We start from the raw sequence: 24,356 nt of genomic DNA, 5'->3' as shown, positions 1-24,356 counted from the left end.
CTTATTCAACATTCGCGGACGCGGGCATGATCGATTCGCTCCTGATCGCCAACCGCGGCGAGATCGCCTGCCGGATCATCCGCACCGCGCGCGCGCTCGGCATCCGCACTGTCGCGGTCTATTCCGATGCGGACGCGCAGGCGCTGCACGTCCGCCAGGCCGACGAGGCGGTGCATATCGGCGCGAGCCCGGCGCGCGAAAGCTATCTGGTCGGCGACCGCATCATCGCCGCGGCGCGCGAGACCGGCGCCGCCGCGATCCATCCGGGCTACGGCTTCCTCAGCGAGAACGCCGACTTCGCGCAGAGCGTGCTCGACGCCGGGCTGGTCTGGGTCGGCCCCGATCCGTCGAGCATCCGCGCGATGGGGCTGAAGGATGCGGCGAAGGAACGGATGATCGCCGCGGGGGTGCCGGTCACGCCGGGCTATCTCGGGGCGGACCAGTCGCCCGACCGGCTACAACGCGAGGCCGACGCGATCGGCTATCCGGTGCTGATCAAGGCGGTCGCCGGCGGGGGCGGCAAGGGCATGCGCCGGGTCGACGACGCCGCGGACTTCGCCGACGCGCTGGGATCGTGCCGGCGCGAGGCGGCGTCGTCGTTCGGCGACGACCGCGTGCTGATCGAAAAGTACATCCTGTCCCCGCGTCATATCGAGGTGCAGGTGTTCGGCGACCGCCACGGCAACGTCGTCCATCTGTTCGAACGCGATTGTTCGCTCCAGCGCCGTCATCAGAAGGTGATCGAGGAGGCGCCGGCGCCGGGGATGGACCCGGCGACCCGCGAGGCGGTGTGCGCGGCGGCGGTGAAGGCGGCGCAGGCGGTCGACTATGTCGGTGCGGGCACGATCGAGTTCATCGCCGATGCCAGCGACGGGCTCCGCGCCGATCGTATCTGGTTCATGGAGATGAATACCCGGCTACAGGTCGAACATCCGGTCACGGAGGAGATCACCGGGCAGGACCTGGTCGAATGGCAGCTGCGCGTTGCGAGCGGCGAACAATTGCCGCTTACCCAGACCGATCTCGCGATCGACGGCTGGGCGATGGAGGCGCGGCTCTATGCAGAGGATCCCGCCAAGGGGTTCCTGCCGTCGATCGGGCGGCTCGACCTGTTCGATCTCGGCGACGCGACGCGGGTCGATACCGGGGTCCAGCAGGGCGCGGAGATCTCGCCCTTCTATGATCCGATGATCGCCAAGGTGATCGCCTGGGGCGAGACCCGCGAGGACGCCCGCGAGACGCTGGCCGATGCGCTCGACGCGGCGGTGGTCTGGCCGGTGCGATCCAATGCCGGGTTCCTCGTGGAGGCGCTCGATCACCCCGCCTTCGTGGCGGGCACGCTCGACACCGGGCTGATCGCGCGCGAGGGCGATGCGCTGATGCCGCCGGTGCAGCCGACCGAGGAGGCGCTGATCGATGCCGCCGCGTCGCTGGCGATGCCGGGGCTGGTGCCGGGCTTCCGCCTCAATGCGTCGCCGCGGCTGTCGGGCAGCTTCCTGCTCGACGGCGAGCCGGTGACGATCGACTTCACCGATGCCGATCCGGGCGAACTCGCCGAAGCGGACAGCGTGCTGATCGCCGAGGGCGGGCAGGTGTGGGAGCTGCGCCGCTGGCGCGCGACCGGCGTCGCCGCGGGTGCCGCCGCTGACGGCGCGATCCTGTCGCCGATGCCGGGGCGGATCATCGCGGTCGACGTGAGCGTCGGCGACAGCGTTATCAAGGGCCAGAAGCTGGTCACGCTGGAGGCGATGAAGATGGAACACAGCCTCGTCGCGCCGTTCAACGGCGTGGTCGAGGATCTCACGGCCATCGTCGGTGGGCAGGTGTCCGAAGGCGCGACCCTGTCGCGGATCGTGGCATCGGGAGAGGCACCACTCGCGGGCGAGTGACTGCTCGTGGGGCTGCGGGCGCCGCTACTCCCCCCGTCCCGCGAAGCGCAGGTGCAACTGCCGCTGCCACGCCGCGAGGTCGGCATAGGACAGCATCTCGTGGAACGCGAAGCCGAGCCGGTGGTCCTTCGCCCAGCGCAGCGTCGCATGGCGTGGCGGCAGGCCGGGGATCGAGATGCGGACGTCGCCAGTCATGGGCGTATGCGACGACAGATCGATCCGGCACCCGGTCTGCGACACGTCCTGGAGCTGCGCGGGGCTCATCTGCCCATCGTGCCAGATGAGCACGGTGCAGGTCGCGGACAGGCGCGGGGTGCGTGCCAGGCTGCCCGCGATCCCGGCGGGCGGGTGGAGCAGCGCGTCGACCGGGATCTCCGCGTCGAACTTGGCGCCGAAGCGCCCGTCCTCCGCCCATACCACGATGACATCGACCGCGCTGCCGTTGCGGAATTCGACACACACTCGCTCGCCGGGCTGGAACGGTACGTCGCAATCGATCATCATGCCGCCGGGCGCGACATTACGGATCCGGCAGAGATAATCGCCCGACGCCGCGATCACCCGGCCGACGAGGAGGATCGTGGTCAGCCGAACTTCGCCGCGCCGGTGCCGCCCGCCCGCGGCGGCGTCGTCACCGGACGGATTCGGGTGGTGGGATGGATGGTTGTGCATGTCGTTCATCAAGCGGGCTCCGCTCTGGTGATCGCGACGCGGCGCACCACGCCGCGACCGAACGCTTCGGGAGCGGCGGCGAGAGCCACCGCGCGCAGCCCGTCGACGTCGGGCAGCAGGCCGTCGGGCCCCGCGGCCAGCGGCATCCTATAGGTGCGCATGTTGATCGCGTGGAGCAGCATCGGCAGCTGCTGGGTGACCGTGGCGACCTGGTCGGCCTCCACCTCGAGCCCGAGATCGAACGAAACATATCCCGCCAGCCGGCCATCGGCCATCACCAGCGGCGCGAGCACCTTGGGCACCGCGACGAACGCCAGCACCGGCGCGGGCGGCGCGGCCTCCGCGGCAGGCGGTTTGAGCAGCCGCAGCGCGAACGCACCCGCGGCGCCACTGCCGAGCCCCGCCGCGAGCAGCACGGGAAGGAGGACGAGGCGCTTCATCGCCGGGTCAGAACCGGAAGCTCGCATCGCTGGGCAGCGCAGGGGCCGCGCCCTTGGCGATGATGGTGATGCGCCGATTCTCGGGCCGGCCCGGCTGGTTCGGGTAGAGCGGCCGGGTGTCGGCGAGCGCGACCAGCTCGGCGAAACGCCCGGCCGGGAGCCCCGCGGCGATCAGCGCGCTGCGGGCGGCGATCGCGCGGTCCCCCGACAGCCGCCAATTGGCGTCGTTGCCGCTCTGCCGCCCGTCGCCGTCGGTGTGCCCCTCGATCGCGATCTGCGCGTCCGACCGCGCCAGCTTCGTCGCCAGCCCGGCGAGCATCGCCTGCGCGAACGGGTTGAGCTGCGCGGTGCCGGTGCGGAACAGCGACCGCCGCGCGCTGTCCATCAGCACGATCCGCAAGCCGTCGCGCTCGCTTTCGACCTTCACCGTTCGCTTGCCGTCGTCGTCGGGCGGGGTGCTGTCGATCGCCACCCGCATCTCCTGCGCCAGCACCCGCAGCGACGCGTCGGGGATCGTCGCGGTGCCACCCCGCGACGTGCCCGCGGTCGCCGATTCCATCGCCGGCTCGCCCGCGGCGGGCACTTGGCTGTCCGATTGCGCGCGCCGGGTCTGTCCGCCGGCGCCGGGCATGCCGCCGATGCCCTTGGCCGACGACACCGGTTCGCCGGGCGCAGTGATCGAGGTCGAGGTGGAGGGCGAGAAATATTCGGCCAGCCCCTTCTTGCGTTGCTTGTCGGGGTTGCTGATCAGCCAGAGCAGCATGAAGAACGCCATCATCGCGGTGACGAAATCGGCATAGGCCACCTTCCACGCGCCGCCATGATGCCCGCCCGCGATCTTCTTGACGCGGCGGATCACGATCGGGCGTTGGTTGGCGCGGGCGGCCATGGTGCTACGCCGCCTGCGCCAGCGCGGCGCGCAGCCGGTCCTGGATATGCCCCAGCCGTACCGGCGCGACCGCATCGTGCGCGCAATCGCCCGCCGACAGCCGGTCGAGCACCGCTGCGCTTTCATGGGTGCACTGGACCAGCAGGTCGAACGCCTGAAGCTGATCGAGATACTTGCTCGCGAAATGCTCGTCGCCGACCAGCACCTCGGCGAGCCGTTCGAGCAGGTCGCTGATGTGGCGCAACTCGTCCGCGATGGCGCTTTGCAGCAGGGCGGCGAGCGGTTGTGAATTGGGCATGGTGACGCGCTTCTTCGGCAAGAGGGGCGGGGGACGGCTCAGAACAATTCCAGCTCGCCGTCGGCATGGATCGGCGTCGGCTTGGGGGTGGCGATCAGCGGTACGGCCTGCGCGACGAGTTGTGCGCGCGCCTTGCCGTCATAGGGTAGGAATTCGACCTTGCGGGCGCGGCTGCCGCCGACGTCGACATGGCCGATCGCGATCCCTTCGGTCTCGATGAAGCGCCTGGCAAAGGCGGCGTTCTCGGTGCCGATGCCGCCGAGTCCCGCCACGATCGTCGCTCCGCCATAGATGTGCGCCCGCAGCCGGTCGCGCGCGGCGCCCTGCGCCATCATCGCGTTGATCAGCAACTCCATCGCATGGACGCCGTAGCGCTGCATGTCGTAGCTGCCGAGCTTCGCGCCTTCTTCGGGCTGGCCGAGCAGGAAATGGTTCATGCCGCCGACATGCGCGACCGCGTCGTGCAGGCACACCGCGATGCACGATCCGAGCAGCGTCGTGATCACGGTGTTCGGCTCGCCGAGCGCGACGTGATCGCCCTGGATGATCGAGATGCGGCGCATCGCGTCAGGAAAGCTCGCCGAAGACGCGCTCGATCTTGTCCTTCAGCGCGGCGGGCGCGAACGGCTTGACCAGATAGTTGTTCACGCCGAGCGCCGCCGCCTTCTGAACGAGATCACGATCGGACGAGCCGGTGAGCATGATGAACACGGTCTTGCCGATCACGGGATCCTCGCGGACCGCCTTCAGCAGTTCGAGCCCATCCATCTCGGGCATGTTGAAGTCGGAGATGATCAGGTGGACCCGGTCGCTCTTGATCGACGCGAGCGCCTCCGTCGCAGCGCCCTTGTCGCGGACGTCGCGGAAGCCGAGATCCTGCAGCGAACGGCGGATCATCGCCCTCATGCTGGCCTGATCGTCGACAACCATCACCTTGATCGCAGAAGCAGCCGGCATCTCAGTTCCCCAGTTTCTTGCCGCAGGCAGCCAGGATGGCTCCCGGCAGCGCCGACAGACTCAGTTCGCGCTCCACCGCGCCGATCGTCTTCGCCGCGCGCGGCATGCCGTAGACCACGCAGCTTTCCTGCGACTGGCCGAAGGTCCGCGCGCCGGCCTGGCGCATCGCCAGCAACCCCTCCGCCCCGTCGCAGCCCATGCCCGTGAGGATCGCGCCCACCGCCGCGGCGCCGCGTTTCGCGACCGACCGGAACAGCACGTCGACCGAGGGCCGGTGACCGCCGACCGGATCGCCGCGGGTGAGCCGCAGCGCCCCGGAGGGGCCACCGAGGAGCGTCATGTGCGTGTCGCTCCCTGGTGCAATATAGACGGTCCCGCGCTCGATTGGGCTGCCGTCGGTGGCTTCCTTCACGCGGAGCTGGCATTCGCGGTCGAGCCGCGCCGCGAAGCTGCCGGTGAACGCCGCGGGCATGTGCTGGACGATCAGGATCGGCGGGCAATCCGCGGGCAGCGCGCCGAGCAGCGAGAACAGCGCCTCCACCCCGCCGGTCGACGATCCGATCGCGACGACCGCGTCCTCGCGCGCGCCGGCAGGCATTGTCACCGGGGTCGTGATGGCCGTGGCGGTCGCGCGCACCGACGACCGTGCCGCCGCCTTCACCGTCGATCGCAGCAGCGCCGCGTCGCGGAGCAGGTCGTCGGCGTTGCCCGACGGCTTGGCGATGCAATCGACCGCACCCAGGCGCAGCGCCTCGATCGTCACCGCCGCGCCCTTCGCGGTCAGGGTCGAACACATCACCACCGGCATCGGCCGAAGGCGCATGATCCGTTCCAGGAACGACAGCCCGTCCATGCCCGGCATTTCGACGTCGAGGGTGATGACGTCGGGCTCGAGATCCTTGATCATCTGCCGCGCGGTATGCGGCTCCGGCGCCTGTCCGACGACCTCGATCTCGGGATCGGCGGACAGGATGCGCGCCAGCACCGCGCGAATCGAGGCGCTGTCGTCGACGATGAGCGTACGGATGCGTCCGGTCACGCCGCGCCCCCGCGCTTGACGTAGATGGTCTGGCCGCAGCCCTCCATCACCCGGGCGGCAGCGCCGATCAGGCGTTCGGAATGGCCGATATAGAGGTGCCCGCCGGGGACGAGCATGTCGATGAAGCGATGCTCCAGCTCCTCCTTCGCGCGGTCGTCGAAATAGATCATGACGTTGCGGCAGAAGATCACGTCGTAGCGCTGCTTCATCGGCCACGCGTCGAACAGGTTGAGCACCCGCGCGGTCACCAGCTCGCGCGCCTGCGGCGCGATCTCGAACTCGCTGCCCACGGGGTGGACCCAGGCGTTGCGATACGCCGGCGGGATCGCTGCGACGGTGGTGTCGGCATAGGTCGCGCGGCGGACGCTCTCGACCACGTGCGGCGCGAGATCGGTGGCGAGCAGCTTGACGTCGGCGCTGCGCAACCACGACGCCGCGGTGCGATCCTCGCCGAGCAGGCACATCGCGATCGTGTAGACCTCCTCGCCGCTCGAACAGCCGGCCGACCAGATCCTGACCGGGCGGGTGCGTGCCTGGGTCTTCAGCGCCGGCATCACCGCGCTGCGGAAATGTTCGAAATGGTGGTTCTCACGGAAGAAATGCGTGTGGTTGGTGGTCAGCGCGACGACCATCTCGCCGCGCTCGACCGGATCCGACTGCACCATCCGCACGTAATCGCGGCAGGTCGCGATGCCGTGCATCCGCAGACGGCGCGACAACCGCCCATGGACCAGCGTCTTCTTGATGTCGGTGAGGTGGATCCGCGCATCGCTCTGCATGATCGCGGCGATCGCCGCGAATTCCGGGTCGCCAAGTTGTGCGACGCCCGGCTGGTCCACCACAGCACCGGCGGTGGTCACGCGGCGATGTCCAGGCTCGGCGTCAGGCTCAGCGCATCGAGATCGAGCAGCAGCACCATGATGCCGTCGTCGTCGGTGTGCGCGGCGGCACCCTCGCCGGCGCGGGTGGTGGTCTTGACCAGCCCCGCGATGACGCTCGGCTCGCCGATCTCGACGTCGGGGGCAGGGCGGATCTCGCTGTCCTGGATCAGCACGATGTCGGCGACCTCGTCGACCAGGAAGCCCGCCTGCTTGCCGACGATGTTGACGACCAGGATGCACGATCGCGCATGGATCACGCTGGGTGGCCAGCCGAGCCGTTCGGCCAGGCACACCACCGGCACGACGGTGCCGCGCAGGTTGGTGACGCCCTTGATGAAGCTCGGCACGCCGGGCAGCGGGGTGGGCTCGTCCCATTCGCGGATCTCGATCAGCGAGGACATGTTGATCCCGAAGATCTGCTCGCCGAGCGAGAAGGTGACGATCTTGCGCTCGCCGGGGCTGTCGATGGTGCTCATGCGGCCATTCCTTTCGTGATGTGGCGTAGCGGCGGCGCAGCGGGCGCGACCAAGGCTTCGATGTCGAGGATCAGCGCGATCGATCCGTCGCCGAGGATGGTCGCGCCGCCCAGCCCGCGGATCGGGTGGAGGTTCTTGTCGAGGCTCTTGATCACCACCTCGCGGCGATCGTCGATGGTGTCGACCATCAGCCCGACATGGCCCGCGGTCTCGCTCTCGACGATGATCACCAGCGACTCTTCGGGCGCGGAGGTGTCGTTGTCGCCGAGCCCGAAGGTGCGGGTCAGCCGTCGCACGGGCAGGTAGTTGCCGCGCAGTTCGATCACCTCGCCGGTGGTGCTGGTCGGGCGGACCTGGCCGGGTTCGGGCTGGACCGTCTCGACCACGTTGGCGAGCGGCAGCACGAAGCGCTGCCCCGCCAGCCGCACGATCATGCCCTCTAGGATCGCGAGCGTCAGCGGCAGGATCATCGTAAAGGTCGTGCCCTTGCCCGGCACCGACGTGATCTCGACCCGGCCGCCCAGCGCCTCGACGTTGGAGCGGACCACGTCCATGCCCACGCCGCGCCCCGAGATGTTCGATATTGTCTCCGCGGTCGAGAAGCCCGGCGCGCAGATCAGCTGGTCGATCTCCTCGTTGGTCAGGGTCACGTCGGCGGCGACGATGCCCTTTTCGATCGCCTTGGCGAGCACACGCTGGCGATCGATCCCGCCGCCGTCGTCGGCGACCCGGACGAAGATCCGCGCGCCCTTCTGCTCGGCCGACAGCTTGATCGTGCCCTCCGCCGGCTTGCCCGCGGCGGCGCGGCGTTCGGGGCTCTCGATGCCGTGATCCATCGCGTTGCGGATCATGTGGGTCAGCGGGTCGCCGATCTTCTCGATCACGCCCTTGTCGACCTCGGTGGTCTCGCCACTGGTTTCGAGGATGACCTGCTTGCCGGTCTCGACCGACAGATCGCGCAGCATTCGCGGTACGCGGCTGAACGCCTGTTTGATTGGCTGCGCGCGCAGCGACATGACCGTGTCCTGGATCTCGCGGGTCAGCCGCGACAGTTGCGGCAGCTCGACGCGCTCCTGATCCTTGGGGCTGAGCCGATCGGCGAGGATCGATCCGCGGATCACCAGCTCGCCGACCAGGTTCAGCAGCATGTCGAGCTTGACCAGATCGACGCGGATCGTCTGTGCGGCCGCGTCCGGCACGCGCGCGACGTCGCCGGTCGGCGCGTCGGGCGTCGGGCGCGGGGGCGGCGCGGCTGCGGGAGTGCTGGCGGCCGGCGGCGGCGGGAGCGCCGCGACCGGGGCGGACGGCGCCACCGCTTCCTCCACGACCGGCGCGGGCAGGCCCATGCGCTGGATCGCGACGATCGAATCGGGCGGCACGAAGTCGAAGCAATCCGCGATCGCGGCTTCCTCGACGGTGCCCGGCACCTCGAACGTCCAGCCGACATAGCTGTGCTCGGGTTCCAGATCGCGCAGCGGCGGCAGGCTGCTCAGATCGACCGCCGTGATCGATCCGCCCAGCCGCTCGATCTCGCGCACCGTCAGCAGCGGCTCGGCGCCGTTGGCGAGCGCGGCGTCGGATGGCCTGAAGCGCACCGTCCAATTGCCGATCGGTGCCTCGTCCAGCGCCTCGAGCGCAACGCCGACAGGCTCGAACCCGAACTCATCGATCTCGACCACTGCGGCGACGGGTTCGAAGCCGAACGGATCGGCGTCCGCCGCCGCGATCGGCGCAGGCGCAGGCGCAGGGGGCGGGGGCGGGGCCGCGGCAGGGGCCGCGCCGACATCGGGCGCGCCGCCGGTCTTCAGGATCTGGTCGAGCGCCTCGAGCACCGGCCCGTCCTGCGGCAGGGCGGCGATGCCCTTGGCCGCGGCGACGTGATCCGACAGGATGTCGAACGCCGCGAGCATCACCTTGGTGACGCCGGCGGTCGGCGCGATCCGCTCGGCGCGAACCTCGTCCAGGACGTTTTCGAACCGGTGCGAGAACGCGGTCAGCGCCGCATGCCCGAACGCGCCCGCACCGCCCTTGATCGAATGGACCGCGCGGAACACGCCGGCGATGACCTTGGGCGACACGTCGCCCGCATCCATCGCCGACAAGCCCGCTTCCGCGGTGACCAATCCCTCGGCGCATTCTTCGAAGAAGATCGCCTGGATATCGTCGAGTTCCTCGCTCATGGGCACACCCGACGGATCGCCGTCCCCAGCTTGATGGCGTCGAACGGCTTGGTGATCCAGCCGGTGGCGCCGGCGACGCGCGCCCGCGTCTTCTTCTCTTCCGAAAATTCGGTCGACAGCACCAGGATCGGCACGCCGCGGAACTCGGGCCGCGCGCGGACCGCCTCGATCAGCTCGAAGCCGTCCATCTCGGGCATGTTGATGTCGGTGATCAGCAGGTCGGGCTTGACCTCGTACATCCGTTCGAGCCCGTGGCGGCCGTCGTTCGCGGCTTCGATGCGGAAGCCCTGCGCGGTCAGCGACGCCTTCAGCAGCATTCGCATGCTCGCAGAATCGTCGACGGTGAGTATCATCTTGCTCACGCTTGGATGTCCTTCCGAAGGTCGAGGCCGATCGCGTCGGCGAGGCGGCAGCCGTTCACGCGATCGGTGAAGGCCTGGCTGGGATCGATGATCGCGAAGCGCTGGCCGTTGGCCGTCGCCTCGATACGGGCGGCGACGAGCAGCTGGAGCGTCGCCTGGCCGATGCTCTCGACCTCCGAGGCATCGACCTCCATCGCGCCGTCGAGATCGGCGGCGAGGACCAGCCGGACGCGGGTCTCCTCCGCGGTCACGGTGGTGCAATGCGCGGGGAGGCGGAGCGAGCGCTCGTCGTCGCGCTCGGCTTCAGGCGGGAACGGCAGAGAGTTCATTCTTGGCCTCCTCGATAACGGTCTCGAGTTGCTGGAAGGTCGGGGACTTGGCGGACGGCGCGGCGCGCCGGGCGATCTCGATCGCGACCTGGGTGGGAATGCCCTGGGCGTGGGCGACGATCGCGGCCTTCACGACCGCGAACGCCTTGCCGTCGGCATCGATCGTCTCGAGCAGCTTGGCCGCGAGCGGACCGACCAGGCAGTAGGCCAGCAGCACGCCCAGGAACGTACCCATCAGCGCCCCGCCGATCATCGCGCCGAGCACCTCGGTCGGCTGGTCGATCGATCCCATCGTCTTGATCACGCCGAGCACCGCGGCAACGATGCCGATCGCGGGCAGCCCGTCGGCCATCTGCTGGAGCGCGTGCTGGGGCGCGAGCTCCTCGTGATGATGCTTGTCGATGTCGTTCTCCATCGCCTCTGCGATCTGGTGCGGATCCTCGAAGTTCATCGTCATCATCCGCAGGTAATCGCAGATGAAATCGACGAGGTGATGATCCGCGAGCAGCCGCGGATAGCGCGAGAAGATCGGGCTTTCCTTGGGCACGTCGAGATGCGGCTCGATCCCGATCGCGCCCTTCTTCTTGAAGGTCGACAGCAGCGAATAGAGCAGGGTGAGCAGGTCGCGGTAATCCGCATCGGTCCAACGCCCGCCCTTGAACGAGCGCAGCAATCCCTTGCCCGCGAGCTTGATCGTCGCCATCGAATTGCTGACCACGAACGCCCCGATCGCAGCGCCCGCGATCGCCAGCATCTCGTGCGGCAAGGCGTGCAGCACGATATCCATCTTGCCGCCCGACCACATGAAGCTGCCGAACACGCACAAGAGGATGATCAGGAGGCCGACACCGTTCAACATGGTAAAAAGGCTGTCCTCCGGATCGAGCGGCAATGGGAAGATTATAGGAAACCGTAAGCATCGCTGGTCGCGGCGCGATTTTTATGCTGCTTGGTGGTGACTGCCTGCACCGATCGAGGCAGCCGGTCTTCGGCGTCTGCGAGATGCAAGCGCGTGGCCCGGTGAGCACGACCGGATGGCGCGCCGTTAACCGTTTATAGGGCGCGGCGACGACCGACGGTTCGGTGCCCGGCCTAATATGTCCGCATCACCATCAATGGAGCGGCCATGTCCCTCACTGCCTATCAGCGTACCCGCACGATCACTGAAACCTCGCGCGCTACCGAACATCGGTTGATGATGCAGATCACCGGTGAGTTGATCGCGGCGCGTGATTCGGGGCAGAGCGGGCTCGCCCTGACGCCCGCGCTGTTCCGCAACCGCGAGCTGTGGAGCGCGCTTGCTGCCGCTTGTGCGGCGCGCGGCAATCTGTTGCCCGATCCGCTGCGCGCGGCGATCGTGTCGCTCGGCCTGTGGGTCGATCGCTATACGTCGGACGTCGTCGCCGGACGCGACCGGATCGATCCGCTGATCGAGGTCAACCGGACGATCATGGAAGGCCTGCACCAGGGCAGCGCCGCTGGCGAAGCGACCGCCGCCGGGCGGTGATCCGCTTGGATCAGAGCTGGTCGATCATCCCGGCGGCGTAGACCAGCCGCATGACGTCGGCGAGGTGCGCGGCGCCGAGCTTGTGCATCAGATTGGCGCGGTGGATCTCGACGGTGCGGGGCGACAGATCGAGGTCGCTCGCCATCCGTTTGTTCGACCAGCCCCGCACCACCCCGGTTAGCACGGTGCGCTCGCGACGCGACAATTGATCGATGCGCGCGCGGGCCGCCATTCGTGCGGTGCGAACCGCGAAGCGTCGTTCGACCTGGTCGAACGCGGCCTCCATGCTCGTCGCCAGCGATTGCGGCGTGCACGGCATCTCGATGACGTCGACCGCGCCATGCTTCATCGCCCGGACCGCCAGCGCCACGTCGGCGCGCAGCGTCAGCACGATCACCGCGAACGCGAACTCGCCGCTCCGAAGCCCCGACAGCAGGGCCATGCCGCCCGATTCGGAAAGGCAACCATTGACGATCACCACGCCGGGCTGATGGTCTTTCGCCTTGGCGAGAAACGCGTCGGTCGTGCGATAGGTGCGGATCACGCTGGTCTCGACCGGGAGGATCGAACGTACCGCGCCGCGGACATCTTGCCCGGCAGGTGCGCCGTCCTCGACGATATAGACCATCTGCGGCGGGATCGCCGGTTCGACGTCGATATGGCCGTGCTGGCGCTCACCCGGAAAAGCCGATTTGGCGAGCCCGACCTCGTGATCGTCGTCCATGATCGCTAACCAGGGTGACACTCGTTCGCCGGCATCGAAGGTGAACATTCGCATCGACTCCGCATGATGACCAGATCGGTCGCTTCAAATCCTATATCGGATGATACTGGTTTTAGCGATCATATAATCGTCATCAAGCGCAAATAAAATATATTTTCAGGCTCGATCGCGCATCTCTGTGTCCCATACTCGACTGCTGACGAATGGTTCGTTACCACCTCGATCAGGCTTCGTTATAAGCCGTCACGGCATGAGTGTGTGCAATACCATGGCGCTGACGTACCGAATGCAGCCGACCCTTCGCCTTTCCGCCGGTGTCGAAGCGGCTGGTCTTGTCGCCCAGATACCCGACCTCGCTCACCAGGTTGCGGGCGGCAGCGGAGGTCTCCTCGACCATCGCGGCGTTCTGCTGGGTGGACTGGTCCATCGTCCCGACCGCGGCCGAGATCTGGGTGATCGCCGCCGACTGCGCCTGGTTGTCCGCGGCCATCGTCGCGAGCAGTTCGTGGACCTGGGTGACGTCGCCAGAGATCGCCGCGAGCGCGCCGTCGACCTTCTGCACCGCCTCGACCGCGGTGACGATGTCGGTCTGGGTGACGGTCAGCTGGTCGCGCGCGCGCTTGGCCTCCTCCTCGGCGCGCATCGCCAGCGCGGAGACGAGATCGGCGACCACCGCGAAGCCGCGCCCGGCATCGCCGGCACGCCCCGCCTCGACCGCGGCGTTCATCGCCAGCACCCGGGTCTGAAAGGCGATCTTGTCGAGCCCCTCGATGACGCTGTCGATGCCCTTGGCGCTGTCCGAGACGCGGCCCATCGCCTGTACCGCCTCGTCGGCGACCGCCCGCCCGCCGCCGACGGTGGCGATCGCCTGGTCGGCGCGCTCGACGGTGCGGCTCGCCGCCCCCGCCGATGCCTTCAGCCGGCCGTCCATCTGGGTAATCGACGCCGCGGTCTCCTCCAGGCTGGCCGCGTTGCTCTCGGTACGCCGCGCCAGATTCTCCGAGGCCTGCGCGATCTCGCCCGATCCGGCGCGGATCGTGTCGGCGCTTTCGGTGATCGCGGCGACCAGCGTCCGCAGCATCTCCAGCGCATCGTTATAGTCGCTGCGCAGCGTCGCATAGGCCGCGGGAAAGTCGGACGAGATCGCCATCGTCAGGTCGCCGTTCTTCAACGCGCGGAGGTGAGTGCCGAGCCGCTGGACTAGCTGCTGCTGTTCGGCGGCGTACAGCGTGTGGGCGGTCGCGGTAGCGCGGAAGGTGAACATCGCCTTAGTCATGCGGCCGACACAATCGAGATGGTCGGTGAACATGATCGGTGCATCGGTTTCACCCGCCGCCAACGCCTCCATCCTGATCACGGTGGTGACATAGGGATCGCACACTGCGGTACGAAAGTGCGCGCCGACGATCGCGGCGGCGATCGTCGCGAGCAGCCCAATCGCGATACCGAGCACGGGCATGCCAAGGAGCCAGCCGAGCGCGGCGCCGAGTGTCGCTGCACCGACGAGGCCGGTCATCGTCCCGAAGGCGACGAGCATCTTGAGGCGGATCGGCGCGGTCGTGCGGAACCAATGCATGGATGCTCCCTGGTAGGGCGGAGCGGTGATCAGACCGCCTTATTCATCAACCTAGGTATAGGCCGATTAGAAGGCATCCGGGCAGCACCGACCCTGATAAGATGATCCTCGCGCAACCGGTCGCAGACGCTGACGATATGTGTTCGGGCACGATCCACCGCTAATATTTGCTGTTCACCGCGATCGGGGTCGCCTGATCGGCATGGGTCAGCGCGCCTTTCTTGCCGTAGACAATGCTGCGACCGCCCGCCGCTCGCTTGGCTTCGGTGGTGATCGCGCCGAGCAGGTCGTCGCAGATCGCCATCCGCCGGTTGAGCAGGTGCTGGTTGAGGTCGAGCTTGTCGAACAGCGACCCGATCGATTCACGCAACGCTGCGTGCGCATCGTCGTCGAGTTCCGTACGCCAATCGCGATCGTCGCCGCCGAGGCGGACGTTCTCCGCCTCGATGATCCCGACCAACCGGATCTTGGCCGCGACCAGACCCGCCAGTAGCGGGTCGTAGCCGGCCTCCTGCAAACGGGCATTCTCCTCGTCGAGCACCATCTCGAGCGACAGGATCGCCTCGATCAATTCAATCGACATGCGGCTGGTTCCCTTGCAACTTGATGATCTGTTCCATGACCAGCGGCGCCAGCCCGATACCCCCGCGCTTGGCCATCGCGGTGCCGATCTGTTCGCCGAGCACGCCGCGAAACATCTCCTCGGCATGACCGCCCGAAAATTCGCCGTCACTGTCCAGCGATCCGATCATCAGCTGCGCCATCTGGCCGAGGAACACCGCCTCGAACGCCTCGGCGGTACTGGCGGCGGTGGGGCCGGGGGCCACGCGTGGAACGGGCGTCGCCGGCGTGGCGATAGGGGTGACAGGATCGATCACTGGACGCCGATCTCGGCTTGCAGCGCGCCTGCGGTCTTTACCGCCTGGAGGATCGAGATCAGGTCGCGCGGCGACACGCCGAGGGTGTTGAGCCCGCCGACCAGCGACCTGAGCGAGGCGCCGCCGCCGACCATCGCCAGTGACGCGCCGCTGCCGTCGTCGACGTCGATCCGGCTTCGCGGCAGCACCACCGTCTCGCCTTGCGAGAAGGGCGCAGACTGCGACGCGACCGGCGTCTCGCTGACGCTGATCGTCAGCCCGCCCTGCGCGATCGCGACCGGGCTGATCCGCACGTCGTCGCTCATCACCACGGTGCCCGACGCTTCGTTGATGACGATGCGCGCGACCTGATCGACCTCGATCGGCAAGTTCTCGACGTCGCCGAGCAGATCGACGACGTCGCCCGCGAAGCCGCCGACGGGCCCGATCTCGACGGTCCCTGGATCGAGCACGGTCGCGGTGCCGCGATGGCGCTGGTTGATCGCCGCGGCGATGTGGCGCGCGGTGGTGAAATCGGGGTTCTTGAGCGCGAGCTTCAGGCTGGTCGCCGAGCGCAACGTATAGGGCACCTCGCGCTCGACGATCGCGCCGCCCGCAACCCTGGCGGAGGTCGCGACCCCGCGGCTGACGCTGCCGCCCGCGCCCTGCGCCTTGAAGCCGGAGACCGCGACCGGCCCTTGCGCGACCGCATAGATCTCGCCGTCGAGCGCCCGCAGCGAGGTAACCAGCAGCGTCCCGCCCTGGAGGCTGGTCGAATCGCCGAGCGCCGAAACCTGGACGTCGATGGTCGATCCGGCCCGCGAAAAGGGCGGCATGGTCGCGGTGACCGAGACCGCGGCGACGTTGGCTGGCTTCATCTTGGCATCGCGGACGTTGACGCCCATGCGTTCGAGCATCGCCTTCATCGTCTCTTCGGTGAAGGGCGAGTTGGTGGTGCGGTCGCCAGTGCCGGCGAGCCCGACGACCAGGCCGTAGCCGACCAGCTGGTTGGTGCGGACGTTCTGGACGTCGACGATGTCCTTCACCCGCGTCGATGCCTGCGCCGCACCACCGGCAACCAGCGCCAGCACCAGCACGGGGCGCAACGCACGCAGCAGGGCAGGGGGAGCGACACGCATCGTTACTGGTTTCCCGCGGGACAATGGATTATCGTTTTGTTATAGGATACGATCTAGTCTCGAGGTTCGGCTGCGGAGGTTTAAATGCGCGTCGAGGGTGTCCCGCCGTTGCTTGGGCTCGCCGCGATGGCGGCGAGTGCGGAACGTCGCTCGCAGCAAAGCTTCGATCCCGATCACGGCACCAATGGAGCGCCTCCACCCGGGCCGGGGCTGACGCCGCCCACGACATCCGTGGAGATGCTGGTCGCGCTCGCGTCGGTCGATCCGGCGATCGAGCGGCGACGCAAGATGGCGGTGGAGGCCGAACGCGGGCTGGTGCTGCTGGAACGGCTGCACCAGGAGGCGTTGGGAGGCGACATCCACCCCGAACGCATCGCGCAACTGGCCGAATGGTCGGCGAGCTTCGCGCTGCCCGACGATCCCGCGCTGGCCGCGGTCGCCCGCGACATCGACCTTCGCGTGCGGGTGGAACTGGCCAAGCACGACATCCGCGCCTGACGCGGCGGCTCAGCCGGCACGCCGGGCGAGCCGCATGACGTAGCCGATGATCTCGGCCACCGCGGCGTAATGCTCGGTCGGGATCGGATGGTCGATCTCCGCCGACGCATGCAGCGCCCGCGCGAGCGGCCGGTTTTCGACGATCGGCACCCCCGCCGCGGTCGCGACCTCGCGGATCTTCAGCGCCACCGCGTCGGTGCCCTTCGCCACCACCACCGGCGCGCCCATCTTGCCGTGATCGTAGCGGAGCGCGACCGCATAATGCGTCGGGTTGGTGATGACGACGCTCGCCTGCGGCACTGCCGCCATCATCCGCTGGCGCGACCTCCGCATCGCGATCTCGCGGATCTTGCTCTTGATCCTGGGATCGCCCTCGCTGTCCTTGTGCTCGTCCTTCACCTCCTGGAGCGTCATCTTCAGCTTGGTGAACCAGCTGTGGCGCTGATAGACGAGGTCGAACAGCGCCAGCGCGCCGACCGGCACCGCGACCGCCTTACGAGCAGCAGGACCATGCCCCCCGCGACCGCGCCGGTCGTGACCGCGTCGGCGCCGACCAGCCCGCCGAGTGCGGCAACATGGGGCCGCAGCGTCAGGTAGGTCACGATCAGGATTGCGGAGAGCTTGGCCAGCGTCTTGGCGAACTCGACCAGCGCGGGAAGCCTGAACAGTCGCTGCAATCCGGTCGCCGGCGACAGCTTGTTCCATTTGGGCGCGACCCGAGTCCAGCTGATCGTCGGCAGCCCGTGGAGCATGCCCCCGAGCAACGCGAACGCGATCAGCGTGGCGAACAGCGGCGCGAAGATGAGCGCCAGGTGCCGCAGCAGCCCGGCGACTAGCGCGTGGGCGCCGGACGGCTCGACGCGGAAGCCGTCCGCCCCTCCCCAAAGCGCGGCGCAGAGCGTCGCCACCCGCGAAAACGCGTCGATGCCCAGCCAGCCGAGGATCACCAGCATCGCCGCGAAGGCGACGGCGTTGCGCATCTCCGGCGCCATCGGCGTGTCGCCCCGGCGCCGCGCATCGGCGATGCGCTTGCCGCTGGGATCGAATCTCTTCTGGTCCTTGTCCGCCATGTCAGCGCCAACCCAACTGGATCCAGTCGATCGACGCATCCCCGAATTGCGACAGGATCGTCCCGAACAGCGCCGCGAATAGCGCGATGCCGAGCAGCAGATTGAGTGGCTGGGCGACGAAGAACACCTGGATCGCTGGGGTCAGCCGCGCGGCGAGCCCCAGCGCGACGTTGAAGACGATGCCGTAGACCAGCATCGGCGCGGCGAGGCTGACCGCCAGCGACAGCGAGCGCCCCACGGTCCGGATCGCCAACGCCGCGAAGTCGCCCGCGGGCGGCAGGCCACCGACCGGGAACACCGCATAGGATCGGATCAGCGCCCCGATCCACAGATGATGCACCAGCAGCCCCAGGCAGACCACGGCGGCGGCGACGCTCAGCGCCTTGCCGAGCACGGTCGATTGCCCGCCCTGCGCCGGATCCATGATGATCGCTGAGGTGACCCCGACCTGCAGGCTGATGATCGATCCCGCGGTCGCGATCGCGAGGAACATGATCCGCACCAGCATGCCGAGCGCGAGCCCGGTCAGCAGTTCGGCGAGGATCACGCCGGTCGCCGCATCCATGTTCCGGGCGGCGGGCAGGGCGTAGGGCGACAACAGCCCCCACAGCCCCGCGGTCATCCCGAACGCGATCATCAGCCGGATGCGGCCGGGCACCGCGTCTTCCGAGAACACCGGCAGCACCATCAGCACCGCGCCGACGCGCGCGAACAGGATCAGGAAGGCGGTCGCCTCGACCGGGAGTTGCTGGATCGGAACGGGGTTCACCGATTCACGATCCGGTCGGCGATCACGTCGGTGAAGGCGCCCAGCGCGTGACCCATCATCGGCAACGTCAGCAGCAGCAGCAGCCCCATTACCGCCAGCTTGGGGATGAAGGTGAGCGTCTGCTCCTGGAGCTGGGTTAGCGCCTGGAACAGGCTGACGACCACGCCGACGATCAGCGACGCCATCAGCATCGGCCCGCAGACCGTCAGCGCCAGGACCATCGCGGCCTTGCCGATCTCCATCGCGTCTTCGGGGGTCATCGCGGATCGGCCTGTCGCGGGAGGAGCGGTCGGGCGGGACGGGCGAGTGGCGTCAGATCTGCATCCGCATGATCTCGGAATAGGCGCTGACCACCCTGTCGCGGACCGCGACCACGGTGTCGAGCGCGGTCTCGGCCGCGCCCATCGCGGTGACGGTGTCGATCAGGTCGCCCTTGCCCGCGACCTGTCGGGCGCTCGCGGTGTCGGCGGTGCGCAGCGATCCCGCGGCGTCGCCGACCAGCGACTGGACGAGCCCGGCGAAACTGCCGTCGTCCGATGCGGCGATGCCGCCGGCCGGGCTCGTGCCGCCGATGCCGTCCTTGCCGATGCCGAGCGCGCGGCCATAGGCGGCGGTGGCGTCCAATGCTCCGATGGACATGATGGTCGCTCCTTACTTCAAGAGGTCGATGGTGCGCATCGTCAGGCTCTTGGCCGCTTCGATGGCGTTCAGATTGGCTTCGTAGGATCGTTGCGCGGCCTTCATGTCCGCGGCCTCGATGAGCGAATTGACGTTCGGCATCGCGACGTATCCCTGCGCGTCGGCGGCGGCGCTGCCGGGCCGGTACACCTTCTTGAAGGCGCCCTTGTCGGTGTCGATCGACTGTACCTTCACCCCGACCGATCCGTCCTTGCGGTCAATTTCTGGCTTGAAGGTCGCGACACGCCGCCGGTACGGATCGCCGCCGGCCACGGTCGCGGTCGAATCCGCGTTCGCCAGGTTCTCGGCGATGATCCGCATCCTGAGCGATTGCGCGCGCAGTCCGGACGCCGATACCTGCACCGAATTGGTCAGGTCCATGATGGTCTCCCGGGCAGCCGACAGGTGGCGCCCACTGTTCCAATCATAGGCAAGAATTGCCCGGCCCGGTCGGGACCCGGCAATTCTTTCCTATGATTACCGCACGGAAGGAACGGTCATGACGATCTTAGAAGACATCCATATCGAGCTTTCGATCGTGCTGGGATCCGCCAACATCCCGATCCGCCAGATCCTGCACATGAGCCGCGGCGCGATGATCCTGCTCGATTGCGGGCATGACGACCCGACCATGGTGTTCGTCAACGGCAAGGCGGTCGCCAAGGGCAAGGTGCTGGTCAACGAAGACCAGATGTCGCTGGAGGTGACGGAGGTCCTGCCGCGGGGCCGCGGCTGATGGAACTCGCCGCGCTCGGACGGACGCTGGGGTCGCTCGGGATCATCCTAGGGTTGCTCGCGGCGGCGTTGTGGGTGGTGCGGCGCTACGACATCGCGCTGCCGGGTCGCGTGGGCGCGGGCACGGCGAGCGGTCGTCGCGTCGCGGTGATCGAGCGGGTGCAGCTCGATGCCAAACGCTCGCTGGTGCTGCTGCGCCGTGACGATCGCGAACACCTGTTCGTGCTGCTGCCGGACCGGGTGGCGGTGCTCGAAACCGGCATCGTGCCGCCATGCTTAGCGCCGGCGAAGCAGGACATGGTGCTCTGCGCCGATCTGGAGGACGGCTGGTATGCGCAATAGGCTGCTGCGCCCGGCGCTCGGGATCGCGCTCGTCTGCACGCCCGGCGCGGCGTTCGCGCAGACCGCGAGCGTCGCGTTCGGGGACGGCACGCTTTCGGCCAAGGCGATCCAGCTGGTCCTGATGCTGACGGTGCTGAGCCTCGCGCCCGGCATCCTGATGACCGTCACCTCCTTCACCCGGATCGTCGTCGCGCTGTCGCTGCTGCGCACCGGGCTCGGCGCGCAGGGCGTGCCGCCCAATCCGGTGATCATCAGCCTCGCGCTGTTCCTGTCGTTCTTCGTGATGGCGCCGACCTTCGATCAGGCGTGGCAGCAGGGCGTGAAGCCCTATACCGCGGGCAAGATCAACGAGACCGAGGCGTTCGCCAAGACCGCCAAGCCGTTTCGCCGCTTCATGCTGACCCAGGTCCGCGACGACGACCTGAAGCTGTTCACGACGCTGGCGAAGAAGCCGCCGGTCGCGCGCGCCGAGACCGCGCTGCCGACGCTGGTGCCCGCCTTCATGATCTCCGAACTGCGCCGCGCGTTCGAGATCGGCTTCCTGCTGCTGCTGCCGTTCCTGGTGATCGACCTCGCCGTGGGCGCGGTGCTGATGGCGATGGGGATGATGATGCTGCCGCCGCCGACGATCTCGCTGCCGATGAAGATCATCTTCTTCGTGCTGGTGGACGGCTGGGCGATGGTCGCCGGATCGCTGGTGCGAAGTTTCGGAACGGGGTGAGGGGGCAGTACGTGACGCTTACGCGATCCGAAGCAGCTAAGCGCCAGCCGAAACTCTCTCGCTACCCCGGGGCAGGCCGGGGCCCAGGGGGGAAGGCCCATGTGACTTCGCGCTGACTTCATTACCTGCCGTCCCCGACTGGGCCCCGGCCTTCGCCGGAGTGAGGGTAGAACGTGCGGTCGATGCTCGGATCACCCACCCCGGTTCGATCACCCCTTCAGGTAAGGCGCCGCTCCCGATTTTGGCGCATCATGCTCGCTCAGCGAGTTCAGCTGGATATAATTATGGATCCCCATCCGCTCGATCATCTCGAACTGGCGTTCTAACGTGTCGACATGCTCCTCCTCGCCCGCGAGGATGTATGCGAACAGGTCGCGGCTGACGAAGTCCCTTACCGTCTCGCAATAGGCGATGGCCTCCTTCAGCTGGCCGACCGCCTCGAGCTCGAGCGCGAGATCGGAGCGGAGCGCTTCCTCCACGGTGTCGCCGATCCGCAGCCGGCCGAGCAGCTGGAAATTGGGGAGGCCGTCGAGGAACAGGATGCGTTCCGACAGCGAATCGGCGTGCTTCATCTCGTCGATGGACTCGTGCCGCTCGAACTGCGCGAGCTTGTACACGCCCCAATGATCGAACAGCCGGTAGTGAAGCCAATATTGGTTGACCGCGGTAAGCTCGTTCTTGAGCGCCTCGTTCAGATATTCGATGACCCGCGGGTCGCCCTTCATCGCCATACTCCGCCCCTTTGCTGTTACGAGTGTAGCGAAGCGCTGAGCCTCGCGGCAAGCGCCAAGGTCGGAACTGCGGCTACTACCTAGATGGCGCGCCTCGTTCAGGCGGCGGCGCGCTCTTCGTCGATGATCGCGCGTGCGATGACGGTGCATTGCCCGCATTTCGGCTGCCGGCCCATCGATCGGAATGCCTGGCAGGCGGTCATGCAGCCGCTGCGCGCGGCGTCGCGCACCTGGTGTTCACGGATAGCATTGCAGACGCACACGACCATCGGGATCCCCCTCGTAGGCGAACCCAGTACCGCTAATGAGAACAACTCGCAAGCCTTTTGCGCTGCAGTCGCAATAACAAGCGTCAGGCGAGCGCCGCGTCGGCGCCCATCAGCTTGGGGAAGAACCCTTCGTGCGCAGTCCGCAGATCGTCGAGCGTGACGGCATGGTCGCTATCGGGAAGCTCGAAGATCAGCCGGCGGCCACCGGTGCGGCCGAGCGGCTCGACCTCGACGCCGGCAGCGTGCGCCTCCGCCAGCACGTCCATCAACGCGTGGTCGTGGACGGTGACCAGATACACGCCCTGATCCTCGGCGAAGAAGGATCGGGGGCCGTCGAACGGCTGCTTGCGGTCGATCATCGCGCCGATATTGCCCGCCAGCGCCATCTCCGCGACCGCGACCGCGATCCCGCCATCGGCGACGTCGTGGACCGCGCTCAGCTGGCCCGCGTCGATGCATTTGCGGACGAAGTCGCCTGCGCGGCGCTCCGCCGCCAGATCGACGGTCGGTGGCGGTCCGGCATCGGCGCCCTCGCGGCCGTGGAGCTCGCGCAGCCACAGCGACTGGCCGAGATGTCCGGCGCGCGTGCCCACGGTCAGGATGATGTCGCCGATCCCCTTGAATGCGATCGTCGCGCTCTTGGTCCAATCGGCGAGCAGGCCGATGCCCCCGATTGCCGGGGTCGGCAGGATCGCGGTGCCGCTACTGTCGGCGTCGCTCTTGGTCTCGTTATACAGGCTGACGTTGCCCGACACGATCGGGAAGTCGAGCGCGGCGCAGGCCGCCGCCATGCCCTCGATGCAACCGACCAGCTGGCCCATGATCTCGGGCCTTTGCGGGTTGCCGAAATTGAGGCAGTCGGTCGTCGCGAGAGGCCTGGCGCCGACCGCGGTCAGGTTGCGCCAGCACTCGGCGATCGCCTGCTTGCCGCCCTCATAGGGGTCCGCAAAGCAATAGCGCGGCGTGCAGTCGGTGCTGATCGCCAGGCCCTTGGCAGTGCCGTGGACGCGCACCACCGCAGCGTCCCCGCCCGGCCGCTGAACGGTGTCGGCGCCGACCATGTGGTCGTACTGCTCCCAGATCCAGCGCCGCGAGGCGAGATCGGGCGACGCCATCAACGCCAGCAGGTCCGCGGCAATGTCGGTGTCGGTCGGCAGCGCGCCGAGCGGGGCGGGGGGCGCCGTCCTCGTGTGCGGGCGGTCATAGGCGGGCGCATCGTCGGCCAGCGGCCCGAGCGGGATGTCGCAAACCGTCTCGCCGCGGAAGGTCAGGACCATCCGCCCGGTGTCGGTCACGCGGCCGATCACGGCGAAGTCGAGCTCCCATTTGCGGAAGATCGCCTCCGCCTCGGCCTCGCGACCGGGCTTCAGGACCATCAGCATCCGTTCCTGGCTCTCGCTCAGCATCATCTCGTAGGGTGTCATGCCGGTCTCGCGCTGCGGCACGTCGTCCATCTTCAGCTCGATGCCGACCCCGCCCTTCGACGCCATCTCCACCGACGAGGAGGTCAGGCCCGCCGCGCCCATGTCCTGGATCGCGACGATCACGTCGGTCGCCATCAATTCGAGGCACGCCTCGATCAGCAATTTCTCGGTAAAAGGGTCGCCGACCTGGACCGTCGGGCGCTTCTCCTCCGAATCATCGGAGAAATCCGCGGACGCCATCGTCGCGCCGTGGATGCCGTCGCGCCCGGTCTTGCTGCCGACATAGACGATCGGATTGCCGATTCCCGACGCGGCCGAATAGAAGATCTTGTCGGCATCGGCGATGCCGACGGTCATCGCGTTGACCAGGATGTTGCCGTCAAAGGCGCTGTGGAAGTTTACCTCGCCACCGACCGTGGGCACCCCGACGCAGTTGCCGTAGCCGCCGATGCCGTGGACCACGCCGGCGATCAGATGCCGCATCTTCGGGTGATCGGGCCGACCGAAGCGCAGGGCGTTGAGATTGGCGATCGGCCGCGCGCCCATCGTGAACACGTCGCGCAGGATCCCGCCGACCCCGGTCGCGGCGCCCTGATAGGGCTCGATGTACGAAGGGTGATTATGGCTCTCCATCTTGAAGATCGCCGCCTGGCCGTCCCCGATATCGACGACGCCCGCATTCTCGCCGGGGCCGCAGATCACTTGCGGACCGGTGGTCGGCAGCTTCTTCAGATGGATCCGGCTCGATTTGTAGCTGCAATGCTCGGACCACATCACCGAAAAGATGCCGAGTTCCACCAGGTTCGGCTCGCGGCCGAGCGCGTGGAGGACGCGGTCATATTCGTCCGGGGAAAGGCCGTGCTCGGCGACGATCTGCGCGGTGATTTCGGTCATGCGGGCACGC

33 protein-coding genes are annotated in these 24,356 nt (G+C 67.9%); 6 read left to right on the top strand and 27 right to left on the bottom strand.

The features are described 5' to 3' along the window. Nucleotides 1–26: 26 nt before the first annotated feature. Nucleotides 27–1,889, top strand: a complete 1,863-nt coding sequence (locus tag ACT009_RS03975) for an acetyl/propionyl/methylcrotonyl-CoA carboxylase subunit alpha (protein ID WP_445193075.1) — start codon at nt 27–29, stop codon at nt 1,887–1,889. A gap of 24 nt (nt 1,890–1,913) precedes the next feature. Here ACT009_RS03975 and ACT009_RS03970 read toward each other — a convergent pair whose 3' ends face one another. From ACT009_RS03970 to motA, 13 genes are read right to left on the bottom strand one after another with little or no spacing between them, the layout of a single operon-like run. Next, on the bottom strand, nt 1,914–2,570 hold the full coding sequence (locus ACT009_RS03970; RefSeq protein WP_445193074.1) for a PilZ domain-containing protein: 657 nt from the start codon (nt 2,568–2,570) through the stop codon (nt 1,914–1,916). After that, nucleotides 2,570–3,001 (bottom strand): hypothetical protein, encoded by a 432-nt coding sequence (locus tag ACT009_RS03965; protein ID WP_445193073.1) that lies wholly within the window; start codon nt 2,999–3,001, stop codon nt 2,570–2,572. The genes ACT009_RS03970 and ACT009_RS03965 overlap by 1 nt, the downstream gene beginning before the upstream one ends. Before the next feature lie 7 nt (nt 3,002–3,008). Further along, the gene (locus ACT009_RS03960) at nt 3,009–3,890 is read right to left on the bottom strand and encodes a flagellar motor protein MotB (protein ID WP_445193072.1); all 882 of its coding nucleotides are present in this window, start codon (nt 3,888–3,890) and stop codon (nt 3,009–3,011) included. 4 nt (nt 3,891–3,894) lie between these two features. After that, complete coding sequence (locus tag ACT009_RS03955; protein WP_445193071.1) at nt 3,895–4,188, bottom strand: hypothetical protein; 294 nt, start codon at nt 4,186–4,188, stop codon at nt 3,895–3,897. Between the two features lie 38 nt (nt 4,189–4,226). Further along, nucleotides 4,227–4,751: a chemotaxis protein CheD gene (locus ACT009_RS03950; protein ID WP_445193070.1), complete on the bottom strand. Its 525-nt coding sequence runs from the start codon at nt 4,749–4,751 to the stop codon at nt 4,227–4,229. Nucleotides 4,752–4,755: 4 nt separating this feature from the next. Continuing rightward, nucleotides 4,756–5,145 (bottom strand): response regulator, encoded by a 390-nt coding sequence (locus tag ACT009_RS03945; RefSeq protein WP_445193069.1) that lies wholly within the window; start codon nt 5,143–5,145, stop codon nt 4,756–4,758. Nucleotide 5,146: 1 nt separating this feature from the next. Continuing rightward, nucleotides 5,147–6,184: a protein-glutamate methylesterase/protein-glutamine glutaminase gene (locus ACT009_RS03940; RefSeq protein WP_445193068.1), complete on the bottom strand. Its 1,038-nt coding sequence runs from the start codon at nt 6,182–6,184 to the stop codon at nt 5,147–5,149. After that, entirely contained in the window at nt 6,181–7,044 is an 864-nt protein-coding gene (locus tag ACT009_RS03935; RefSeq protein WP_445193067.1) for a CheR family methyltransferase, read from the bottom strand. Before ACT009_RS03935 ends, ACT009_RS03940 begins: the two co-directional genes overlap by 4 nt. Further along, entirely contained in the window at nt 7,041–7,541 is a 501-nt protein-coding gene (locus tag ACT009_RS03930) for a chemotaxis protein CheW (RefSeq protein WP_445193066.1), read from the bottom strand. Before ACT009_RS03930 ends, ACT009_RS03935 begins: the two co-directional genes overlap by 4 nt. Further along, on the bottom strand, nt 7,538–9,721 hold the full coding sequence (locus ACT009_RS03925; RefSeq protein WP_445193065.1) for a chemotaxis protein CheA: 2,184 nt from the start codon (nt 9,719–9,721) through the stop codon (nt 7,538–7,540). Before ACT009_RS03925 ends, ACT009_RS03930 begins: the two co-directional genes overlap by 4 nt. Further along, nucleotides 9,718–10,083, bottom strand: coding sequence for a response regulator (locus ACT009_RS03920; RefSeq protein WP_445193064.1), 366 nt, complete (start codon nt 10,081–10,083; stop codon nt 9,718–9,720). Before ACT009_RS03920 ends, ACT009_RS03925 begins: the two co-directional genes overlap by 4 nt. Beyond that, on the bottom strand, nt 10,080–10,412 hold the full coding sequence (locus ACT009_RS03915; protein ID WP_445193063.1) for an STAS domain-containing protein: 333 nt from the start codon (nt 10,410–10,412) through the stop codon (nt 10,080–10,082). Before ACT009_RS03915 ends, ACT009_RS03920 begins: the two co-directional genes overlap by 4 nt. Then, nucleotides 10,387–11,271 carry a flagellar motor stator protein MotA gene (motA, locus tag ACT009_RS03910; protein ID WP_445194005.1) on the bottom strand — a complete coding sequence of 295 codons (885 nt, stop codon included), beginning with the start codon at nt 11,269–11,271 and terminating at the stop codon, nt 10,387–10,389. The genes ACT009_RS03915 and motA overlap by 26 nt, the downstream gene beginning before the upstream one ends. Nucleotides 11,272–11,538: 267 nt before the next feature. Between motA and flaF the strand changes: the two genes are divergently transcribed. Beyond that, nucleotides 11,539–11,919, top strand: a complete 381-nt coding sequence (flaF, locus tag ACT009_RS03905) for a flagellar biosynthesis regulator FlaF (RefSeq protein ID WP_445193062.1) — start codon at nt 11,539–11,541, stop codon at nt 11,917–11,919. Between the two features lie 10 nt (nt 11,920–11,929). Here flaF and ACT009_RS03900 read toward each other — a convergent pair whose 3' ends face one another. The 5 genes from ACT009_RS03900 to ACT009_RS03880 all read right to left on the bottom strand — a co-directional run bounded on the left by ACT009_RS03900 (nt 11,930) and on the right by ACT009_RS03880 (nt 16,215). Next, the gene (locus tag ACT009_RS03900) at nt 11,930–12,697 is read right to left on the bottom strand and encodes a response regulator transcription factor (protein ID WP_445193061.1); all 768 of its coding nucleotides are present in this window, start codon (nt 12,695–12,697) and stop codon (nt 11,930–11,932) included. 169 nt (nt 12,698–12,866) lie between these two features. Then, nucleotides 12,867–14,219, bottom strand: coding sequence for a methyl-accepting chemotaxis protein (locus tag ACT009_RS03895; RefSeq protein ID WP_445193060.1), 1,353 nt, complete (start codon nt 14,217–14,219; stop codon nt 12,867–12,869). Nucleotides 14,220–14,379: 160 nt separating this feature from the next. Continuing rightward, nucleotides 14,380–14,802, bottom strand: coding sequence for a hypothetical protein (locus ACT009_RS03890; RefSeq protein WP_445193059.1), 423 nt, complete (start codon nt 14,800–14,802; stop codon nt 14,380–14,382). Next, nucleotides 14,792–15,046 (bottom strand): rod-binding protein, encoded by a 255-nt coding sequence (locus ACT009_RS03885; RefSeq protein ID WP_445193058.1) that lies wholly within the window; start codon nt 15,044–15,046, stop codon nt 14,792–14,794. The genes ACT009_RS03890 and ACT009_RS03885 overlap by 11 nt, the downstream gene beginning before the upstream one ends. A 47-nt stretch (nt 15,047–15,093) precedes the next feature. Then, nucleotides 15,094–16,215 carry a flagellar basal body P-ring protein FlgI gene (locus ACT009_RS03880; RefSeq protein ID WP_445193057.1) on the bottom strand — a complete coding sequence of 374 codons (1,122 nt, stop codon included), beginning with the start codon at nt 16,213–16,215 and terminating at the stop codon, nt 15,094–15,096. Nucleotides 16,216–16,299: 84 nt separating this feature from the next. Between ACT009_RS03880 and ACT009_RS03875 the strand changes: the two genes are divergently transcribed. Further along, nucleotides 16,300–16,713 carry a flagellar assembly protein FliX gene (locus tag ACT009_RS03875; RefSeq protein WP_445193056.1) on the top strand — a complete coding sequence of 138 codons (414 nt, stop codon included), beginning with the start codon at nt 16,300–16,302 and terminating at the stop codon, nt 16,711–16,713. A gap of 9 nt (nt 16,714–16,722) precedes the next feature. On the opposite strand, the gene ACT009_RS03870 is transcribed toward ACT009_RS03875, so the two are convergent. The 6 genes from ACT009_RS03870 to flgC are packed head-to-tail and all read right to left on the bottom strand — an operon-like array spanning nt 16,723 to nt 19,611. Then, on the bottom strand, nt 16,723–17,196 hold the full coding sequence (locus ACT009_RS03870) for an EscU/YscU/HrcU family type III secretion system export apparatus switch protein (RefSeq protein ID WP_445193055.1): 474 nt from the start codon (nt 17,194–17,196) through the stop codon (nt 16,723–16,725). Then, nucleotides 17,130–17,783, bottom strand: coding sequence for an EscU/YscU/HrcU family type III secretion system export apparatus switch protein (locus ACT009_RS03865; protein ID WP_445193054.1), 654 nt, complete (start codon nt 17,781–17,783; stop codon nt 17,130–17,132). The genes ACT009_RS03870 and ACT009_RS03865 overlap by 67 nt, the downstream gene beginning before the upstream one ends. Before the next feature lies 1 nt (nt 17,784). Next, nucleotides 17,785–18,552 carry a flagellar biosynthetic protein FliR gene (gene fliR / locus ACT009_RS03860; RefSeq protein WP_445193053.1) on the bottom strand — a complete coding sequence of 256 codons (768 nt, stop codon included), beginning with the start codon at nt 18,550–18,552 and terminating at the stop codon, nt 17,785–17,787. Then, a complete protein-coding gene (gene fliQ / locus ACT009_RS03855; protein ID WP_445193052.1) occupies nt 18,549–18,812 on the bottom strand; it encodes a flagellar biosynthesis protein FliQ in 264 nt (87 codons plus the stop codon). The genes fliR and fliQ overlap by 4 nt, the downstream gene beginning before the upstream one ends. 52 nt (nt 18,813–18,864) lie before the next feature. Next, nucleotides 18,865–19,191, bottom strand: coding sequence for a flagellar hook-basal body complex protein FliE (locus tag ACT009_RS03850; RefSeq protein ID WP_445193051.1), 327 nt, complete (start codon nt 19,189–19,191; stop codon nt 18,865–18,867). A 12-nt stretch (nt 19,192–19,203) separates the two neighbouring features. After that, nucleotides 19,204–19,611, bottom strand: coding sequence for a flagellar basal body rod protein FlgC (gene flgC, locus ACT009_RS03845; protein ID WP_445193050.1), 408 nt, complete (start codon nt 19,609–19,611; stop codon nt 19,204–19,206). Nucleotides 19,612–19,729: 118 nt separating this feature from the next. Between flgC and ACT009_RS03840 the strand changes: the two genes are divergently transcribed. The 3 genes from ACT009_RS03840 to fliP are packed head-to-tail and all read left to right on the top strand — an operon-like array spanning nt 19,730 to nt 21,028. Further along, the gene (locus ACT009_RS03840; protein WP_445193049.1) at nt 19,730–19,966 is read left to right on the top strand and encodes a FliM/FliN family flagellar motor switch protein; all 237 of its coding nucleotides are present in this window, start codon (nt 19,730–19,732) and stop codon (nt 19,964–19,966) included. Then, entirely contained in the window at nt 19,966–20,307 is a 342-nt protein-coding gene (locus ACT009_RS03835; RefSeq protein ID WP_445193048.1) for a flagellar biosynthetic protein FliO, read from the top strand. The genes ACT009_RS03840 and ACT009_RS03835 overlap by 1 nt, the downstream gene beginning before the upstream one ends. Next, nucleotides 20,297–21,028 (top strand): flagellar type III secretion system pore protein FliP, encoded by a 732-nt coding sequence (gene fliP / locus ACT009_RS03830; RefSeq protein ID WP_445193047.1) that lies wholly within the window; start codon nt 20,297–20,299, stop codon nt 21,026–21,028. Before ACT009_RS03835 ends, fliP begins: the two co-directional genes overlap by 11 nt. 209 nt (nt 21,029–21,237) lie before the next feature. Here fliP and bfr read toward each other — a convergent pair whose 3' ends face one another. The 3 genes from bfr to purL form a co-directional block, all read right to left on the bottom strand. Then, a complete protein-coding gene (bfr, locus tag ACT009_RS03825) occupies nt 21,238–21,753 on the bottom strand; it encodes a bacterioferritin (RefSeq protein ID WP_445194004.1) in 516 nt (171 codons plus the stop codon). A 104-nt stretch (nt 21,754–21,857) separates the two neighbouring features. After that, on the bottom strand, nt 21,858–22,028 hold the full coding sequence (locus ACT009_RS03820) for a (2Fe-2S)-binding protein (protein ID WP_445193046.1): 171 nt from the start codon (nt 22,026–22,028) through the stop codon (nt 21,858–21,860). Between the two features lie 83 nt (nt 22,029–22,111). Further along, a complete protein-coding gene (purL, locus tag ACT009_RS03815) occupies nt 22,112–24,346 on the bottom strand; it encodes a phosphoribosylformylglycinamidine synthase subunit PurL (RefSeq protein ID WP_445193045.1) in 2,235 nt (744 codons plus the stop codon). Nucleotides 24,347–24,356 lie beyond the last annotated feature (10 nt).

The sequence above is a fragment of the Sphingomonas sp. Tas61C01 genome, assembly GCF_052567495.1.
This window is presented reverse-complemented; position numbering and strand designations above follow the sequence as displayed.

Excerpts from the sequence above, each read along its gene's own strand:
- ACT009_RS03975 (WP_445193075.1), top strand. The coding sequence starts at position 27 with ATGATCGATTCGCTCCTGATCGCCAACCGCGGCGAGATCGCCTGCCGG.
- ACT009_RS03970 (WP_445193074.1), bottom strand. The coding sequence starts at position 2,570 with ATGAACGACATGCACAACCATCCATCCCACCACCCGAATCCGTCCGGT.
- ACT009_RS03965 (WP_445193073.1), bottom strand. The coding sequence starts at position 3,001 with ATGAAGCGCCTCGTCCTCCTTCCCGTGCTGCTCGCGGCGGGGCTCGGC.
- ACT009_RS03960 (WP_445193072.1), bottom strand. The coding sequence starts at position 3,890 with ATGGCCGCCCGCGCCAACCAACGCCCGATCGTGATCCGCCGCGTCAAG.
- ACT009_RS03955 (WP_445193071.1), bottom strand. The coding sequence starts at position 4,188 with ATGCCCAATTCACAACCGCTCGCCGCCCTGCTGCAAAGCGCCATCGCG.
- ACT009_RS03950 (WP_445193070.1), bottom strand. The coding sequence starts at position 4,751 with ATGCGCCGCATCTCGATCATCCAGGGCGATCACGTCGCGCTCGGCGAG.
- ACT009_RS03945 (WP_445193069.1), bottom strand. The coding sequence starts at position 5,145 with ATGCCGGCTGCTTCTGCGATCAAGGTGATGGTTGTCGACGATCAGGCC.
- ACT009_RS03930 (WP_445193066.1), bottom strand. The coding sequence starts at position 7,541 with ATGAGCACCATCGACAGCCCCGGCGAGCGCAAGATCGTCACCTTCTCG.
- ACT009_RS03925 (WP_445193065.1), bottom strand. The coding sequence starts at position 9,721 with ATGAGCGAGGAACTCGACGATATCCAGGCGATCTTCTTCGAAGAATGC.
- ACT009_RS03915 (WP_445193063.1), bottom strand. The coding sequence starts at position 10,412 with ATGAACTCTCTGCCGTTCCCGCCTGAAGCCGAGCGCGACGACGAGCGC.
- motA (WP_445194005.1), bottom strand. The coding sequence starts at position 11,271 with ATGTTGAACGGTGTCGGCCTCCTGATCATCCTCTTGTGCGTGTTCGGC.
- flaF (WP_445193062.1), top strand. The coding sequence starts at position 11,539 with ATGTCCCTCACTGCCTATCAGCGTACCCGCACGATCACTGAAACCTCG.
- ACT009_RS03900 (WP_445193061.1), bottom strand. The coding sequence starts at position 12,697 with ATGCGAATGTTCACCTTCGATGCCGGCGAACGAGTGTCACCCTGGTTA.
- ACT009_RS03895 (WP_445193060.1), bottom strand. The coding sequence starts at position 14,219 with ATGCATTGGTTCCGCACGACCGCGCCGATCCGCCTCAAGATGCTCGTC.
- ACT009_RS03890 (WP_445193059.1), bottom strand. The coding sequence starts at position 14,802 with ATGTCGATTGAATTGATCGAGGCGATCCTGTCGCTCGAGATGGTGCTC.
- ACT009_RS03880 (WP_445193057.1), bottom strand. The coding sequence starts at position 16,215 with ATGCGTGTCGCTCCCCCTGCCCTGCTGCGTGCGTTGCGCCCCGTGCTG.
- ACT009_RS03875 (WP_445193056.1), top strand. The coding sequence starts at position 16,300 with ATGCGCGTCGAGGGTGTCCCGCCGTTGCTTGGGCTCGCCGCGATGGCG.
- ACT009_RS03865 (WP_445193054.1), bottom strand. The coding sequence starts at position 17,783 with ATGGCGGACAAGGACCAGAAGAGATTCGATCCCAGCGGCAAGCGCATC.
- fliQ (WP_445193052.1), bottom strand. The coding sequence starts at position 18,812 with ATGACCCCCGAAGACGCGATGGAGATCGGCAAGGCCGCGATGGTCCTG.
- ACT009_RS03850 (WP_445193051.1), bottom strand. The coding sequence starts at position 19,191 with ATGTCCATCGGAGCATTGGACGCCACCGCCGCCTATGGCCGCGCGCTC.
- flgC (WP_445193050.1), bottom strand. The coding sequence starts at position 19,611 with ATGGACCTGACCAATTCGGTGCAGGTATCGGCGTCCGGACTGCGCGCG.
- ACT009_RS03840 (WP_445193049.1), top strand. The coding sequence starts at position 19,730 with ATGACGATCTTAGAAGACATCCATATCGAGCTTTCGATCGTGCTGGGA.
- ACT009_RS03835 (WP_445193048.1), top strand. The coding sequence starts at position 19,966 with ATGGAACTCGCCGCGCTCGGACGGACGCTGGGGTCGCTCGGGATCATC.
- fliP (WP_445193047.1), top strand. The coding sequence starts at position 20,297 with ATGCGCAATAGGCTGCTGCGCCCGGCGCTCGGGATCGCGCTCGTCTGC.
- bfr (WP_445194004.1), bottom strand. The coding sequence starts at position 21,753 with ATGAAGGGCGACCCGCGGGTCATCGAATATCTGAACGAGGCGCTCAAG.
- ACT009_RS03820 (WP_445193046.1), bottom strand. The coding sequence starts at position 22,028 with ATGGTCGTGTGCGTCTGCAATGCTATCCGTGAACACCAGGTGCGCGAC.
- purL (WP_445193045.1), bottom strand. The coding sequence starts at position 24,346 with ATGACCGAAATCACCGCGCAGATCGTCGCCGAGCACGGCCTTTCCCCG.